12 protein-coding genes are annotated in these 17,524 nt (G+C 52.8%); all 12 read right to left on the bottom strand.

Annotated elements, in window-relative coordinates; all coding sequences use genetic code 11:
- Positions 1-13 precede the first annotated feature (13 nt).
- From mutS to JYE50_RS03455, 12 genes are read right to left on the bottom strand one after another with little or no spacing between them, the layout of a single operon-like run.
- Entirely contained in the window at positions 14-2,611 is a 2,598-nt protein-coding gene (gene mutS / locus JYE50_RS03510; RefSeq protein WP_283399140.1) for a DNA mismatch repair protein MutS, read from the bottom strand.
- A gap of 13 nt (positions 2,612-2,624) precedes the next feature.
- A complete protein-coding gene (locus JYE50_RS03505; protein WP_084094489.1) occupies positions 2,625-3,029 on the bottom strand; it encodes a YlbF/YmcA family competence regulator in 405 nt (134 codons plus the stop codon).
- Positions 3,030-3,043: 14 nt separating this feature from the next.
- Positions 3,044-4,378 (bottom strand): tRNA (N6-isopentenyl adenosine(37)-C2)-methylthiotransferase MiaB, encoded by a 1,335-nt coding sequence (gene miaB / locus JYE50_RS03500; RefSeq protein WP_436197980.1) that lies wholly within the window; start codon positions 4,376-4,378, stop codon positions 3,044-3,046.
- A 59-nt stretch (positions 4,379-4,437) separates the two neighbouring features.
- Complete coding sequence (locus tag JYE50_RS03495) at positions 4,438-5,544, bottom strand: ribonuclease E/G (RefSeq protein ID WP_084094485.1); 1,107 nt, start codon at positions 5,542-5,544, stop codon at positions 4,438-4,440.
- Between the two features lie 2 nt (positions 5,545-5,546).
- Entirely contained in the window at positions 5,547-6,221 is a 675-nt protein-coding gene (locus JYE50_RS03490; RefSeq protein ID WP_084094483.1) for a TIGR03936 family radical SAM-associated protein, read from the bottom strand.
- Positions 6,199-8,058, bottom strand: coding sequence for a TIGR03960 family B12-binding radical SAM protein (locus tag JYE50_RS03485; RefSeq protein WP_084094482.1), 1,860 nt, complete (start codon positions 8,056-8,058; stop codon positions 6,199-6,201). Before JYE50_RS03485 ends, JYE50_RS03490 begins: the two co-directional genes overlap by 23 nt.
- Positions 8,059-8,081: 23 nt before the next feature.
- Entirely contained in the window at positions 8,082-11,003 is a 2,922-nt protein-coding gene (locus JYE50_RS03480; protein WP_179138189.1) for a clostripain-related cysteine peptidase, read from the bottom strand.
- 48 nt (positions 11,004-11,051) lie between these two features.
- Positions 11,052-11,618: an SMC-Scp complex subunit ScpB gene (scpB, locus tag JYE50_RS03475; RefSeq protein ID WP_179138188.1), complete on the bottom strand. Its 567-nt coding sequence runs from the start codon at positions 11,616-11,618 to the stop codon at positions 11,052-11,054.
- Complete coding sequence (locus tag JYE50_RS03470; protein ID WP_084094476.1) at positions 11,608-12,405, bottom strand: segregation and condensation protein A; 798 nt, start codon at positions 12,403-12,405, stop codon at positions 11,608-11,610. The genes scpB and JYE50_RS03470 overlap by 11 nt, the downstream gene beginning before the upstream one ends.
- Before the next feature lie 21 nt (positions 12,406-12,426).
- Positions 12,427-13,224 carry a site-2 protease family protein gene (locus JYE50_RS03465; RefSeq protein ID WP_084094474.1) on the bottom strand — a complete coding sequence of 266 codons (798 nt, stop codon included), beginning with the start codon at positions 13,222-13,224 and terminating at the stop codon, positions 12,427-12,429.
- Positions 13,225-13,238: 14 nt separating this feature from the next.
- Positions 13,239-15,203 (bottom strand): NAD-dependent DNA ligase LigA, encoded by a 1,965-nt coding sequence (gene ligA / locus JYE50_RS03460; RefSeq protein WP_084094472.1) that lies wholly within the window; start codon positions 15,201-15,203, stop codon positions 13,239-13,241.
- Positions 15,200-17,524, bottom strand: a complete 2,325-nt coding sequence (locus JYE50_RS03455; protein ID WP_084094470.1) for a UvrD-helicase domain-containing protein — start codon at positions 17,522-17,524, stop codon at positions 15,200-15,202. Before JYE50_RS03455 ends, ligA begins: the two co-directional genes overlap by 4 nt.

Genomic DNA, 17,524 nt, shown 5'->3' with positions numbered 1-17,524 from the left:
TTGTGACAGCTGTTTAAAGCTTCCTTGCTTTTTCTCTCAGCAGGAACAGTGTGTTCATCGCGTCCATAGGCGTAATCGCCATTACATCAATCTGCTGCAGTTCCTGTATGATCTCATCCTTTTTATACTCAAACAGATCCATCTGTTCATTTTTTCTCAGTACAGACTCCTCGCCGAGAATATTCTGCCCGATGGTATTCTGGTTGATATCGCTGACTTCAAGCCTGGCCTGTATTTCATGTGCCCGTACAATGACCGGATGAGGAACTCCTGCCAGCCTTGCCACATGTACGCCAAAGCTCTTATCGGCTCCTCCCCGGACAATCTTCCGGAGGAAAATCACATCTTCTCCGTGTTCCTTCACGGAAATGCAGAAGTTCTTGACCCCTTCCAGATGGCCTTCCAGTTCGCTCAGTTCATGATAATGCGTGGCAAACAGCGTTTTCGCGCCGATTCTTTCCTTGTCCGCGATGTACTCAACAACAGCCCAGGCTATGGACAATCCGTCAAAAGTGCTTGTGCCCCTGCCGATTTCGTCCAGGATGATCAGGCTGTTTCGTGTCGCGTTCCTCAGTATATGGGCTGTTTCGCTCATTTCCACCATGAATGTGCTCTGCCCGCTTGCCAGGTCATCGCTGGCGCCGACCCTGGTGAAAATCCGGTCGCAGACCGGCAGGCATGCTTCTTTGGCCGGGACAAAGCTGCCGATCTGCGCCATCAGGCAGATCAGGGCAACCTGTCTCATGTATGTACTTTTACCTGCCATATTGGGGCCGGTGATGATCATCATCCGGTTTTCATCGCAATCCAGCACGGTATCGTTGGGGATAAACTCGCCGTCTTTCATGTTCTGTTCCACAACAGGATGCCGTCCCTCTGTGATGGAAAGGGATCCGTCTTCTGTCATGACAGGCCTTACATAATGGTTTTCAGAAGCAATCCTGCTGAGGCTTTGATACGCATCCAGTTTTTTGACCGCGAAAGCTGTCTGCTGAATACTGCCGATCCTTTCAGCGATGCTGTCCCTGATCTCCGTGAAAAGCTGAAGTTCAAGCCGTACGCTCTGTTCCTGCGCTCCGATAATCTTCTGCTCCACTTCTTTCAGCTCAGGTGTCATGTAGCGTTCGGCATTTGTCAGGGTCTGTTTCCTGATATACCTTTCAGGAACAAGGTGAAGGAAGCTTTTGGTCACCTCAATATAATAGCCGAATACTTTATTGTATTGAATCCTGAGGTTCCGGATGCCCGTATCTTCCCTCTCTTTTGCTTCCAGGTCCAGGATCCACTGTTTTCCGTTCGTCTGGGCTTCGCGGTATTCATCCAGTATGGCTGAATAACCTTCCCTGATAATGCCTCCCTCTGTTATTACGACGGGCGCGTCAGGATGGATGGCACGTTCCAGCAGATCCGTCATGTCTTCCAGGGGATTCAGTTCTTCCCGGATCCTGACCAGTTCAGAACAGGACGCGTTTTCGAGAAGCTTACGGAGGCCCGGAATCCGTTTGAGGCTCGCGCAAAGCGCAAGGCAGTCTCTTGCGTTCACGTTGCGGTACGCGACTTTATTCATCAGCCTTTCCAGGTCATAAACCCCTTCCAGTTCCTCGGAAAGCGTCATGCCAAGGATCCTGTCACTGACCAGTTCAGCTACAGCATCCAGCCGCTGGTTGATCTCTTTCTGATCCAGAAGCGGCTGTTCCACCCAGCTCCGCAGAAGTCGGCCGCCCATCGCTGTGCTTGTTTTGTCAAGCAATCCAAGCAGGGTGCCTTTCCTGCGGTCGCCCCTCAGGCTTTCTGTCAGTTCCAGGTTCCTCCGCGTATTCTGGTCCAGGAGCATAGTCTTTCCGTTTTCCGCAAAACGGAGTGTCCTGATATGCTCCAGGCTGTTTTTCTGTGTTTCATGAAGATACCGTAGCAGCGCTCCCGCGGCGCACGCGGCTTCCTTCCTGTCTGTGAGCCCGAGTGAAGTAAGCTGCGTCAGGTGAAAATGATCACAGAGCATCTCTTCGGCATTGCGGCGCTGGAACCATGTCTGGGGCTGTCCGCTCAGGCCGCGCACATGATCTCCTGTGATCGCCGTCAGCTGCGGAGGGTCGTTGCAGATCACCTCCATAGGGTTGACCCGTGCGATCTGTGCCCGGAGCAGGTTCATCTCGGGCTCCATCACATAAAATTCGCCCGTGGATACATCTGTGTAGGCAATCCCTGTTTTCTTCCCGTCCAGGAAAATACACATCAGGTAGTTGTTCGCCTTATCCTCAAGCATAGTCGGGTCTGTCACCGTTCCGGCCGTGATCACCCGGACCACATCCCGTTCAACAAGCCCTTTGGCCAGTGCAGGATCCTCCATCTGTTCGCAGATGGCAACCTTATATCCCTTGGATATCAGTTTTTCAATATAGGTATTGACGGAATGGTACGGAACACCGCACATGGGCGCGCGTTCCTCCAGTCCGCAGTCTTTTCCTGTAAGTGTCAGTTCAAGTTCCCTGGAAGCTGTTTTGGCGTCTTCGAAGAAAAGTTCGTAAAAATCTCCCAGGCGGAAGAGCAGCAGGCAGTCCGCGTATTGATCATGTATGCGAAGATACTGCTGCATCATGGGTGAAAGTGCCATTCTGCTCCCTTTCTCAGCGGCATCCGCTGCAGCCGGAGCAGTTACCGCCGCATCCGGAAAATTTTGTATCGTCCTCTGTTTCCCCTGTGATCACCAGCCTGAGGATTTTGTTGACATTGTCCATCATGGTCTGGAAATCCTTCCGGCAATCCTTCAGGGACTGGATCATCTCATTCTCATTCATCCGTTTTTCCGCTTCTTCCATTTCCCGGCTGGCTTCCGCCAGTTCATTCGGATCCATATCCGCCGCGGAAAGGATGTTTTCCACCCTGTTCCTTTTTTCGATCATATCACCCAGCGCTTTCGCCGCTTCCGGATCACGCCGGACAGCGTTTTCCTGCTGTTTCATTTTCTGGTATATTTCGCTGTCCAGGATGGATTCAGCCAGTTCCTGTGCTTTCATCATAACAGTGCGCATGCTTTGTGTCCTCCTCAGATTCTTTCCCCCATCAGGGTATTGTTTTTCAGTCCGGTGATCCTGCAGGGAAGAATCCGGCCTATATCTGCCTCGTTGCCGTCAACGGTCACTGATATTCCGTGCCTTCCTTTTCCGGAAACCGCAAGTTTGCTTCTCCGGCTCAGTCCCTCAACAAGGATTTCTTCTTCCTGTCCGATAAACCGTTTCAGTGTTTCCTGCTGAAGGCTTTCCTGCAGCGCGATAAGGCGCTGTATTCTATCCGTCGACACCTCATCCGGAATCAGTCCTTCCATTCTGGCAGCCTTAGTTCCGGTGCGCGGACTGTATATAAACGTAAATGCGCTGTCGTACCTTACTTCCTTTACAAGGCTCATTGTATCTTCAAATTGTTCATCAGTTTCCCCGGGGAAACTGACAATAATATCTGTGCTCAGTCCGATACCGGGAATCGCTTCCCTCAGTTTCCGAACCCGGTCCAGGTATTGTTCCCGTGTATAGTGGCGGTTCATCTTTTTCAGGATTTCATCGTTACCGCTCTGTACGGGCAGATGGAACTGCGGCAGGATGTGTCTGCTGCTGCTCATTACCTCAATCAGTTCATCACTCAGATCCTTGGGATGGCTTGTCATAAACCTGATACGCGGAATACCGATTCCATCCAGCTCCCTGAGCAGGGAGGCGAAGGTCGGATGGTCCGGCAGTCCTTTTCCGTAACTGTTTACATTCTGTCCAAGAAGCATGATTTCTTTCACGCCGCTCTTTGCAAGGCCCTCTGCCTCATATAGGATAGCCTTCATATCACGGCTCCGCTCCCTGCCCCGTACATACGGAACAATACAGAAACTGCAGAAATTATCGCAGCCGTACATGATTGTCAGGTACGCCGCGTCCTGCCTGAGCCTGCGAACCGGAAGGCCTTCCGCGATAACGTCCTTATCCTCCACGCAGACATGCTGCATACCGCTGTCCAGTGTTTCATACAGCAGTTCCGGCAGTTTATGGAGGTTTGACGTGCCGAAAGCGAGATTCACAAATTTATACTGTTTCAGAATGGTTTCAGCCATCCCAGGTTCCTGGATCATACACCCGCAGACAGCAATGATCATATCCGGCTTGCTTTTCCGGACTTCCTTCAGCCATGTGACATTGCCCAGGGCACGTCTCTCTGCGTTTTCCCTGACGCAGCATGTGTTGAATATGACAAAATCAGCCTCTTCCCGCACGGTGGACGGCTCCATTCCCATCCGGTCAAGCATACCCGCGATTTTTTCGGAGTCATGTGCGTTCATCTGGCATCCGTAAGTTACAACATGATAGTAATGCGGCCTGTGCGGAAGTGTCCGGATCATTTCCGTAAACCGTTCCTGCCGCTCCGTTTCTTCCTGTGAAACAAGTATTTCCGCTGTTCTCATTCTTTCTGCTCCCTCAGTCTGTATCCTGTTCCTCCGCAGGATGGGCAGACCTTAAATAGTTCTTCATATAGCGCCGGCCTTGTACGTTTCCTTGTCATCTCAAGCAAACCAAGACTTGTCCATCCATGAATGACCGTTTTGATCCTGTCGCAGCTGAAGCATTCCGTCAGTTCCTGCTGAACCCGGATCCGGTCGGTATCACTGTCCATGTCAATGAAGTCAATCAGGATGATTCCGCTGATGTTCCTGAGCCTGACCTGCCGGGCAATCATCCGGCAGGCTTCCAGGTTGGTTTCCAGGATAGTTTGTTCCTTCATGCCGTGTCCCGAAAACGAAGCGGTATTCACGTCGATCACGGTCATGGCCTCGCAGCGGTCCACAACGATATTTCCGCCGCCCGGAAGCGTAAGCTTTCTTTCTGTAGCTGTTGTCAGCTGTTTCCTGATATCCGGACTCAGGGTTTCCGTTTCCTGAACCATATCAATACCGCGTGACGCATAGTCCTGCTTCAGTTGTTCGGCAGCACTGCCGGAGTATAAAACGGTGCCGGGTTTCCCGATGGAGGCTGCGGTTTCTGTTAATGCGATCCATTGTTCATACAACGATTCTGCTTCCCCGCGGATCGTTTCAGCGTCAGCGGTCTCAGCGGCCTTCCTGAGCACAAGTCCGAACCTGCCTGCGGCGATTTCCCTGCCAAGCGTCTTCAGCCTGTCCCGGATTTCTTCGTCTTCTGTCCGGCTGCTGACGCCGATAAAACGGTTAAGCGGCATCAGGATAACCGTGTTTCCCGGAAAGGTCACGTCCCTTGTCAGAAAAGCGCCTTTGGAACCGGTCTCCTCCTTTTTGATCTGCAGTATGATTTTTTCACCTGACCGCGGCTTGCTGCCGGTAAAACTGCTGCTTTGTTCATCAAGCGGAAGAAATCCGCTTTTTTTCCGGCCTATATCCACAAATGCGCAGTTCAGTCCCGGCATCAGCCTGTCAATCCTGCCGGTCAGGATATCGCCGCACTGCCGGGACGGATCTTCCTGTATATACTCCACAAGAACTCCGTCTTCCGTAACAGCGCAGAATTCCGGACCCTGAATAATGTTCCTGATCATCTTTAAAGTGTCTCCAGGGGAACCAGGTTCCCGTTCTCATCCATTCCCAGCAGGCCGGTACGTGTGATCAGCACCCGGATCTCGCCTTCAATGCCTGCTTCTTTTGCGAGTGCCTCTATCAGCATTCCCGGTTTGCAGGCTTCCTTTTCTGTCAGCACGAGGGTGGCATAAATATGCTGTCCCTCGCCCTTCAGTTCATAAATAAGCGGTTTGATGTCACATTCCCTGACAGCGGTTTTGGTCTTTCGCGTCGCAAGGACAGCATCCTTTTCCATCATAGCAGAAATTGCCCCGACCAGCTTGTCTGCTGTATCCTTTTCGCGGATCAGCAGGTCATATTCAGCCGCCCGGAGGCTGGCCATCAGTGCCGGATGCTTCTGGTCCACCGCCCGTGCTTCAGACAGCTGCATTTCCGGAGGCATTGCCTGATTCATCCGTGTGAGGAACTCCTCCTCACTCACATCCTCAGCCATGGTGACATCCATGATTTCCCGCTTACCGCAGGCTCCCGTGGATAACGCGCTGGCGAAAGTGATCAGAATATGGGGGTTGAAACCGTTTGAGTAGGCTACTGGAAGCCCGCTCCTGCGCAGGCCGCGCTGTACGCTGCGCTGGATATCCAGGTGCCCGATATGCCGGATTCTTTCTCCTTTTTCAAACACTGCGAGCATTCGCATATGAGCATACTCCCTTCCACCGCTGCAGTCCGCATCCGTTGCATCCTTTTCTGCAGTCTTTTGTTGTCTCGGCGCGCTCGCTCTTTTCCTTTTCATGCCAGAGGAACTGCTTTGTGATGCCGCTGTCAATATGATCCCACGGCAGCACTTCATCTTTGCTTCTCTCACGGTGTGCGTAGAAATCCGGATCCAGGCCGCATTCCCTGAACGCTTCCATCCAAAGGTCATACCTGAACGTTTCATTCCATCCGTCCAGGAGGCATCCTTTTTCAAACGCCCGCTTCAGCACATTGCCCATGCGCCTGTCACCCCTGGCAAAACAAGCCTCCAGGAAACTGACAAAAGGCTCGTGCCAGTGGAACGTGACGCCCTTGATATTCAGTACCTGTTTCAGGTGTTCCTGTTTGGCGATGATCTTTTCCAGGGTATCCTGGGCAGCCCACTGGAACGGGGTGAATGATTTGGGCACAAATACGCTGACACTTACGGTTACGCGCAGTCCCTTCGCCCGCTGCGTCTTGGGAACATTGAAATACTCGGCGATGACCTTTCGTGCCAGGTCTGCGATCCCGTCAAGGTCCTCCATGGTTTCCGTCGGAAGTCCGGACATAAAATAGAGTTTTATACTGCTCCATCCGCCTTCAAAGGCATCCCTGACCTTGCCGAGAAGATCTTCTTCCGTAACACCCTTGTTGATGACATCCCGCATGCGCTGCGTTCCCGCTTCAGGGGCGAATGTCAGGCTTGTTTTCCGGACCTGCTGTGTCTCCTCCAGGCTTTCCTTAAGAACACTGTCAAGACGCAGGCTCGGCAGGGAAATGGAAACCCGTTTGTCCTTCATGCGCTTCATCAGTTCCCGGATCAGTTCCGGCAGGCAGCTGTAGTCACCGCTGGAAAGGCTGCTCAGGCTGATCTCCTCGTATCCTGTGGAAGCCTGGAGTTTTTCAGCCAGGTCAATCAGCTTCTCCATGCTGCGTTCCCGTACAGGCCTGTACAGCATTCCCGCCTGGCAGAAGCGGCAGCCGCGGGTACAGCCGCGCATGATTTCCAGCATAATCCGGTCAAAAACCACTTCCGTATACGGAACCGGAAACTCTTCCGGATAATACGTATTGTTCAGATCAGTAACAACACGCTTCCTGACAGTGGCTTTCGCCTCCGGGCAATTAGGCGTCACAGAGGCGACTGTTCCGTCTTCGTTATATTGGACGTCATAGAGGGAGGGCACATATACACCCTCCAGTTTCGCCAGTTCCTTCAGGCATTTTTCCCGGCTGTATCCTTTCTCCTTGCGTTCCAGGATCACACGGTTCAGTTCCGTCATCACGTCTTCCCCGTCACCTATCATAAACGCGTCGATAAAATCCGCCAGGGGTTCAGGATTAAAGGCACAGGGACCGCCGGCCACAACAATGGGATCCTTTTCTCCCCGCTCCCTGCTTTCCAGCGGAACACCGCCCATTTTCAGCATGGCAAGGATATTGCTGAAACTCATTTCATACTGCAGCGTAAAACCGATTACATCAAATTCGTTCAGCGGATGCCTGCTTTCCATGGAAAGCAGCGGCAGCTTCTCCTCTTCCATCAGTGCGATCATGTCTGTCCAGGGCATGAAAAAACGTTCGCAAAGGCTCCAGCTTTCACGATTGATCAGCCCATACAGAATTTTCATACCCAGATGGCTCATGCCGACTTCATAGGTGTCAGGGAAGCAGAAACCGAAGTGAATGGGACATTCATCCCACCCCTTCACTTCAGTATTCATCTCGCCTCCTGTATATCGCGGGGCCTTCTGGACCTTTTCCAGTACTTTTTCTATTTTGTCATTCAAATCCATATTCGGATACTCCGTATTCTTTGTCAGTGGATCGCCGGCGTCCAGTAATTCTGCTGATAGATGTCGGTAAAGCGGAATGTCACCTGGCATTTGCTCATATCAATGGGCGTATTCGCGATTTCTACCGTATTCCCAAGGATGATCGGATCACCCAGTTTATAGGTGTCACGGTAGTTCCCGTCATAATCAAAGTAATCGCACACAAACTGCAGCTTGTCGCCCTGTCCGATGGCGATCAGTTCCTTTGACTGGGTGTCTGAAACACCGTCTGTATACTTATACATTGCTCCGGCAATATATCCGTCTCCGTCATGCTCGCTGTCAAAATTCAGGATCAGGTCCACCAGGACTGCCTGATTATCCCCTTTCTTGGTCAGGTATGCCGGAACATAACCGTATATCACATAGTTTTCGCCGTCATCCACCGTATTCAGGTAATAATAGGCTACCGGCTGCCTGTCGATGGATAGCCAGGTTCCGTCAAAACTGGACAGCAGGCTGTTTCCGTCACTTTCATATGTGGTATCCATGCCCAGGTCTATAAACCCGTTTCCGTCATTGTAGAACACATTGATCAGCAGGGATGTTACAAGATCCCACTGTTCTTTGTCCAGGGTGATCTTTCCGTCTTTCCATACGAGGGTGGACGCGTCAAAATGATTGTCCAGGATGTATTCAGCCGCGTTCTGCGCTGTCATGCTCCGGCCCATGAACAGATCCAGGATGCTTCCTGTGGATCCGCTGCTGCTTCCGCCGCTGTAAAGCCCGCCAAGCAGTTCAGAAAGTCCGCCGGCTGAATAGGAGCTGGAATAACCGCCGCTCTGTCCCAGCAGGCTGCCAAGCAGATCCTGTGAAGCGTAGGCACCGCTGCCGTAACTGCTCAGGGAGGTTCCCGCACTCACCTGGCCGCTGACTTCGAGGCTGGCAAACTCCTGGATGCACCGGGTGTATTCCTCATCCATGCCGATTTCCCTGTATGTCGATACCATCTGGCTGACTTTGTTGGCCCGCTTGTACGGGAAATAGATGCTCAGTCCGTACGCGTGGCTGATGCTTCCGCCGGTCTTATTGTATTTAACGGCACTCTGGAGCGCCTTTGCCAGGGATTTCCCCTCACTTGTACCCATATTTTTCGCGAAATCCACCAGGTCGATCTGGTCGATCCGGGTTGACTGGGCAAACTCCCGTGTCTTGCTGCGGGCCTGGGAAACCGTTTTGTATTCCTTGTTCTGGATCAGTTCATTGGTATCAATGCTGAACTGTTTCAGTTCATCCGGAATCGTCGCCTGCAGTTCCGCAAGGTCCACAACACTGAGGGTGGTTGCCTGGCCGCGGCACTGCCGGCTGCAGACTTCAACAAAATCATCAGCAATCTGCTTGCCAATCTGGATCGTCGGCATGCTGGTGTTTTTATTCAGGTTATTCAGCCAGTTGGTATAATACCAGCCAACACCGGGCTCTGTTTCTTCGCTGGCAATCATATAATCCGCGTACTGGCTCAGCATGATCCCGTTTTCAACCGTTGCCATCAGGCAGGCATCAAAACCGATGAAATCAAATTTGACATCCGCCTTTTTCAGCGCGCGGTTTATTCCGGCCAGGGTCATCGACTGGTTATGGCCCACTTTTTCGTCATAGCCGAAGCCGCTCACAGATCCGCCGCCGTGGTCCCACAGGATCAGGCACATCCGGTTTGCCGGGAAATTCTTCTTACCGTAATTGATAAAGGACGTCAGCGTATCAGGATTCACCATGCTGGAACTTCCCATATCCTTTTCCAGGCAGATAAACTGTCCGTTCCGGATCTGGTAGATCTGGTTCACGGAAGAGGAAACAACATTGTTGCGCCATCTTCTGCAGCCGCCGGTAAAGACCAGCAGATTGATTTTGTCTCCGACCGACGCGTTGGCCATTTCCTTCAGGTCGGAGGTTGCCATTCCCTGCTGGCTTTCCAGGTCTGTTCCGCACATATAAACAAGGATAGTTACCTCATCCTTGTTGTTACCGATGATTTCGGTAAACTTGTCCCTGGCTCCCCTGGCCACCGTTTCATCGAGCGAGGAGGAGTTTTCACTGCCCGAGGAGGTAAAATACGGGGTGGAAGCGGTGCTCTGGGACACTGTGCCGGTTCCGCTCAGCCCGGACAGCAGGCTTCCGGCGCTGCCGGTAAAGTCATAGGCTGAACTGCCGGATCCCATCAGGGAACTGAGCAGGTTCGATAGATCCATTCCGCCGCCGGAAGAGGAGGAAACCGATCCTGAGGATGTGCCCGCGGACTGGGTAACGGTATTCAGGACGCTCTGTACGCCGCTTTCACCGCTGTCACCGCCGAACAGGCCGCTGAGACCGCCCCCGCCGAGCAGCAGCACCAGTGCCGCAATGATCAGCAGCAGTTTGCCTCCACCCAATCCGGATCCGCTTCCGGATGAGCGCTGTGTTCCGGTTCCGGTACCATTCTGCCTGATACCGCTGTTGTATTGTCTTTGGCCTCCCGCGTTATTTCCGGACGTCGGGCGTGTACCGTACGCGCCGGACTGCCCCGATGTCGGACGGCTGCCGAAAGGATTGGTGCTTCCGCTGTCCGGACGTGAACCGAAAGGCATGGAAGAACCGGATGACGGGCGGGTGCCATCAAAGGAATTCTGTGTTCCCGGCCGCTGCGTGCTGTTTCCGAAGGGGAAACCACTGTCCGGTCTCTGCTGCGGGCGCTGCTTTCCGAAAGGAGTATGCTGAACCTGCTCCCGCGCGCTTTGTCCCTGTGCCGGACGCTGCTGGGACTGGCTGACTGATGAACCCGGCATTCCGCCCTGCTGCGCACGGCGGTCCTCATAGTTCCCGGTATTGTTAACCGGACCCGTTCCAAGTCCTTCACCGCGTTTTTCGACGCCTTTGCCTTCACTGACAACCTTCTTTTCACGGGATCTCGGTCTTCTCTGCTCGTCCATGGTTCTGTCTCCTTTCATTTGGTTCATCTGATGTTTCCGTCTTCAGACTTACGGAATCAGTTCTTCTGTTTCTGTATCCTGTCCGCTCTGCTCTTCCGGGGGCTGCGGCATCGGCGGCAGGCCTTCCAGGCCTTCCAGCCCGAAATGACTCAGGAATTCGTCCGTTGTGCGAAACAGGATCGGTCTGCCGATGGTATCCTTCCTGCCCGCTTCACAGATCAGTCCCTTGTTCATCAGGCTTTGCAGGCTGTAATCACACTTAACCCCGCGGATCTGTTCCACTTCCGCGCGGGTAACCGGCTGCTTGTAGGCAACAACCGCCAGCGTCTCCATGGCGGCCTGGCTCAGGCTTTGCTGCTGTACCGGCTGGAGAAGCCGGACCACATCGCCTGAATACAACGGTCTTGTCGCAAGCTGCACGTGATCACCAAATCTTTTGATCAGGAATCCCCGCTGTTCATAATCATATTCATCACGCAGGCCCCTGATCGCCTCCCTGGTTTCACTCTCGCTGATCTGAAGGGCTCTTGCCAGATCCCTGATCGGAACGGCTTCTCCCGCTACAAACAGGATAGCTTCAATCCTTCCCTTCAGGTTTCCTTCTTCACTGCTCAAGCGTGACCACCTCCCCAGTCATATCAGCCAGATCCTTCGGCGCTTTCTTCTGCCTGGCTTTTCCCGCGATCAGTTCAATCCCGCCGTAAACGGAATCCTGTCTTACATGCATCTGTCCAAGCTTCAGCAGTTCCAGGACAGCCAGGAAATAGGTAACCACTTCTTCCCGGGTTGGCGCTTCTGAAAAAGCATCCTCAAATTTCATCCGTTTTTTCTTCCTGATCCGGTACATCAGGTTCAGCATACAGTCCTGCACCGTATGGCTGTCACGGTGTATATTCCTGGCCGCGTAATGATTGCTTTCCGGATCATCATCCAGCTGCGGCCGGCGCTGCCAGATCCTGAGGAATGCCTCCTGCAGGCCTTCCAGAGTCAGGCCGGTAAGCTCCACTTCCTGCGGCGGCAGAGGATATTCCTCCGGAAGTTTTGTGAAAACCCGTTTCGCCGCGTTTTCAAACTCCTTCATGCTTTCCGCTGTTTCACGGAACCGCTTGTATTCCTCCAGCCTCCTGATCAGCTCGGTTTCAGGATCTGTCTCATCCTCTGTTTTCGGAGGCCGGGGCAGCATGGCCCTGCTTTTGATTTCAAGCAGCGTGGCAGCCATCAGCAGGAAATCGCTCGCTTCATCCATGTCCAGATCCGGTGCGTTCCGTACGATCTCCAGGTACTGGTCTGTGATCTCGCTGACAAAGATATCCCGTATATCGATCTGGGCTTTGCCGATCAATGTCAGAAGCAGGTCGAGCGGTCCGTCATAATCCTTCAGTTTAAACTCTCTGTTGATCATCCGTTTTTTCTTCCCCGTATTTTATATAAGCATGGAGATGACAGATGAGAACACGCCCATCACTGCGCTGTTTACTGTTGTCAGCAAGCCTGTAAGAAGTCCGCTCATACAGACAATCAGGAAACCTGTGTGGATCATCTGCATCATCTGCGGCGTCAGGGCAAGGCGTCCCTTGAACACAAACTGATCAAACACACGGAAACCGTCCAGCGGCGGTACAGGAAGAAGGTTGAACACAGCCAGGCCGAGATTCATCTGCGCCAGTATCAGGAATAACCTCTGAATATACATCAGCCAGGGCACCTGGGCATAGCTTCCAAAGTAGGAATACAACCCTGAATACACTGCAGCTGCAAAGCTGCCGTCATAAACATTGATCAGTATGGATCTTTCCCCCATATCCGCTATTTCCCTGATAATCTCCGGCTTCCAGATAAACCTGGCCATAACGGCTGAGATAATCAGACTGAGCAGGCAAACAATCAGGTTGGTCACAATACCTGCCAGTGAGACGAAAATGTAGTCCCTCCGGTAATGACGGAAATTGCGGGGATTGACAGGAACAGGTTTTGCCCAGCCGACGCGCAGAAAAACCATGCAGATTGTACCAAGCGGATCCAGGTGTTTTGCCGGGTTCAGGGTGAGCCTCCCAAGCCATTTGGCCGTCGGGTCTCCGCATTTAAGGGCCACATATCCATGGGCGCACTCATGAATAATCAGGCTGAACAAAATGCATACAGCCACATATAAAAATGTGATGATCGTACCGCTCGGGTCAGTTCTTAACCCGTCCAGAATACTTGTTATACCTGAAAACATTCGTTTTGCTCTCCTTACACTCCTGCTCTCCTGAGCAGTTCTGCCTCGTCTATGGTTTCGATGCCAAGGCTCTGGGCTTTGCTCAGCTTGCTGCCCGCATCCTCTCCAACAACCACAAAGGCTGTTTTTTTGCTTACAGAACCGGCCGCGTTTCCACCCCGGCTTCGGATCAGGTCTTCCGCTTCCTTCCGGCTGAGTGTCGGAAGTGTTCCGGTAACCACAATACTCATCCCGGAAAAGGCTCCTTCAGATGCCGCTGCCATTTCCTTCGGATGCACCCCTGCCGCAATCAGCCGGTCGATCATCTGGTTGTTTTCCGGGAAACTGAAGTATTCCGTCACGCTTGCCGCGACAATATCCCCAATATCCGGAATGGCGGTAAGGGCTTCCTCATCTGCTGCCTTCAGTCTTTCCAGGGTACCGAAACGCTGTGCCAGGTCCCTGGCTGTTTTCCGTCCCACATTGGGAATCCCGAGCGCAAACAGGAACGCGTCCAGCTCACAGTGCTTGCTCTTTTCAAGCGCATCCGCCAGGTTCCCGGCTTTCTTTTCCTTAAAGCCGTCCAGCATCAGGAAATCCATGGGGGTCAGTGCATACAGGTCCGCAGGCTGCCGGATTCCCATCTGGTCATACAGCTGTCCGGCAGTCTTTTCGCTGAACCCGTCTATGTCCATGGCTTCCCGTCCGGCAAAATGCGCCAGCCGCGCCACAGCCTGCGGACGGCAGGTTTCCCGGTTCATGCAGAACAGATGGGCACCGCGTTCGATCAGTTTTGATCCGCAGGCCGGACAGAATTCAGGTTTCAGGATGGGCTTCTCATCTTCCGTTGCGTCTCCGGCGCGTCCCATGATTTCTGGGATGACGTCATTGCTTCTGCGAATCCATACATTGCAGCCGATCGCCACGTCTTTCCGCTGGATATCGCCCAGGTTGTTGAGGGTGGCTTTGCGTACCGTTACGCCGTAAAAATCCACAGGCTCCAGATGGGCAAGCGGAGTCAGTTTTCCTGTTCGTCCCAGCTCCCATGTCACATCCAGGAGTTTTGTCACACATTCTTCCGCTTTGAATTTATACGCGACACCCCATCGCGGGTATTTTTCGGTATATCCCATCCGTTCCCGCAGGGCATAATCACCGACTTTGATCACAACGCCGTCGATCAGCCAGTCCAGCTGGCTCCGGCTCTGTTCTATTTCCCGGATACAGGCTTCCAGTGCCTCTCTGCCCCTGCTGCTTCCGAGATAGGGGCTGACCTGGAAACCGTTTTCCCGCAGGAAGTCAAGCATTCCCGGCTGGCTGTCATAAGGCGGGTTCTCAATCGTACCGACCTGGTAGAAAAAGGCATCCAGGTGACGGGAGGCCGTTACCCTCGGATCAAGGTTGCGCAGTGCTCCCGCGGCGGCGTTTCTTGCGTTCTTGAGGGGTTCCTTTGCTGTCTTGTTGTATTTCTCCAGGGTGCTGAGCCTCATGATGCATTCACCCTGTACCTCCAGCAGGCCTTTATAAGGGATTTTCCTGGGCACACTGTGGATCGTCCTGGCCTGCGGCAGGATGGCTTCTCCGGTAACACCGTTGCCACGGGTGGCAGCCTGTACCAGTTCGCCGTCCCGATAGGTAAGATTCAGCGTTAATCCGTCAAATTTATACTCGACGTAGTACTGGAGGTCTTTTGCTTCTGCCAGTTTCTCCGTACGCTGGATCCAGGCTTCCAGTTCTTCCAGGCTCTGGACCTTGTCCAGCGACCACAGGCGGGTAATATGCCTGTGCTCCTCAAACCCCTTCAGCGGATCGCCGCCGACTTTCTGCGTCGGGGAATCCGGCAGGATGATACCGGTTTCCGCCTCCAGCTTTTTCAGCTCATCATAAAGGCGGTCCCACTGCATGTCGGAAATAACAGGATTGTCCAGCACATAGTAGGCATACGCAGTTTCATTCAGTTTTCTGACAAGTTCCTGCATCCTTTCCTGTGCTTCGTTCATTCCTTTTCCTCCACCTTTACAATCGGGGCCACTGCCAGTGACAGCTCTCTTTCCCCGGCTGTTTCAAACGTGATCCTGATCCTTGCGTCCGAACCGCTGCCGGATACGCTGATCACATTGCCAAAGCCGAATTTGGGATGCCTGACACGGTCTCCGGGACTGAACAGCTTTTGCATGGCTGAGCCCGCGAGCGCATTTGCCGTACTGCCGGCAAAGCCCTTCGAAACGCCCGGAATGCTGTTCAGGTTCAGTCCGTTCAGTTTCAGTTTGGGCTTTCCCAGGTTCGAAAGCGGAATGTGCTTTGGGGCTTCCTGTACGAAATCATCGCTTTCCCATCCGGTATATTCATCTCTCCGGACAGCACTCCGCTCATTGTTTCTCCTGTATCCGCCGCGTGCGGCTGCTGAGAATTCCTCCCTGATGAGTCTCGCCGGAATCTCTTCCAGGAAACGGCTCGGCGGATTATGGCTGTACTGGTTATACAGCATTCTTTCTGAAGCCCGTGACAAATAAAGGCGTTTCCTGGCCCTTGTAATGCCCACATACATCAGTCTTCTTTCCTCTTCGAGCCGGTTGTCTTCTTCCAGGCTTCTGGAAGAAGGGAAAATGCCTTCCTCCATTCCGGGAATAAACACATTGTCAAATTCCAGGCCCTTTGCGGAATGAAGCGTCATCATCGTGACATAGCCGCTCTGGTCTTCAGCCCGGTCCAGGTCCGTCACCAGCGCGACATTTTCCAGATAGGCCTCCAGGGTGGGCTGTTCGCCGAGTGTGGCAAATTCATGCACTGAACCGCGGAATTCCTGAATGTTTTCAATGCGGTTCATGGATTCCTCAGTATCTTCTTTCCTGTATTGTTCCTCCAGTCCTGTGATGCGGATCATTGTGTCCACAAATTCTTCCAGTTCCATGGTTTCCTTCATGGCACAAAGCATGATCATCATGCGGAAGAATTCAGAAACGCTGTTCCTGGCACGGCTTCCCAGTTCTTCAGGAAGATCAGCCAGAACCGCATAAATCGGCACCCCCTGCCTGGCAGCATATTCTGTCAGCGTTTGCACGGTACTGTCGCCGATGGAACGTTTGGGAACATTGATAATCCTTGTCAGGGATATATCGTCCGCGGGATTGGCAATCACACGGAGATAGGCCAGGATATCCTTGATTTCTTTTCTTTCATAGAACTTCTGACCGCCGAAAACGCGGTACGGGATCCCGGCCTGCATCAGTACTTCTTCGGGAATACGGCTCTGGGCGTTTGTCCGGTAGAGCAGGGCGATATCCCCGTACTGTATTCCTGTTTTTTTCAGTTCCTGTATCTGCTGGATGATCCAGGCCGCTTCTTCACGTTCATCCTGCGCGCAGTAACAGGTGATTTTGTCACCTTCCCCGTGTTCAGTCCACAGCGTTTTATCCTTTCGGTCCGCATTGTGGGCGATCACCTGGTTTGCGGCATCCAGTATGTTCCCTGTGGAACGGTAATTCTGCTCCAGTTTGATCACGGTCGCGTCAGGATAATCTTTTTCAAAATCAAGGATATTCCGGATATCCGCCCCGCGCCACCCGTAAATGCTCTGGTCATCGTCACCGACAACGCACAGGTTCCGGCTTTCAGCGGTCAGCAGCCGGATGAGTTCATACTGTGTCCGGTTCGTATCCTGATACTCGTCCACCATGACATAGCGGAAACGTCTGCGGTACATATCCAGCACAGGCGGGTGATCAGCAAGGAGGATGAGCGTCTTCAGGAGAAGATCATCAAAATCAAGCGCATTCAGTGTTTTCATGCGCTTTTCATATTCTGTCATCACATCATGAATCATGGATGCTCTCCGGTCACGCGCGGATTTGGCGAACCACTCATCCGACATGAGCATCCTGTTCTTGGCATCACTGATCTTTGAGCGTATTTCCCGTACAGGCAGGAATTTATCATCAATATTCTGCTGCTTCAGGATTTCTTTCAGCACACGCTGCTGGTCATCGTCATCATAGATCGTAAAGGATCGGCTGTATCCGATCTTTTCAATATCTCTGCGCAGAATGCGTGCGCAGGTGGAATGGAAAGTGCTGATCCAGGCGGTCTCAGCCTGCTCTTCGCCAATCAGGCTCTGTACCCTGGATTTCATTTCCCTGGCAGCCTTGTTTGTGAAGGTCAGTGCCAGGATGGAATAAGCCGGTACTCCATGGTCAATCAGATTGGCAACACGGTATGTAAGTGCGCGTGTTTTGCCGCTTCCGGCACCGGCCAGGATCAGTACAGGTCCTTCCAGTGTCTCAGCGGCTCTGCGTTGTTCAGGGTTTAATGCTGTCAGATCCAT

Origin of the sequence: Aristaeella lactis, from assembly GCF_018118585.1 — a bacterium.
Taxonomy (GTDB): domain Bacteria; phylum Bacillota; class Clostridia; order Christensenellales; family Aristaeellaceae; genus Aristaeella; species Aristaeella lactis.
This window is presented reverse-complemented; position numbering and strand designations above follow the sequence as displayed.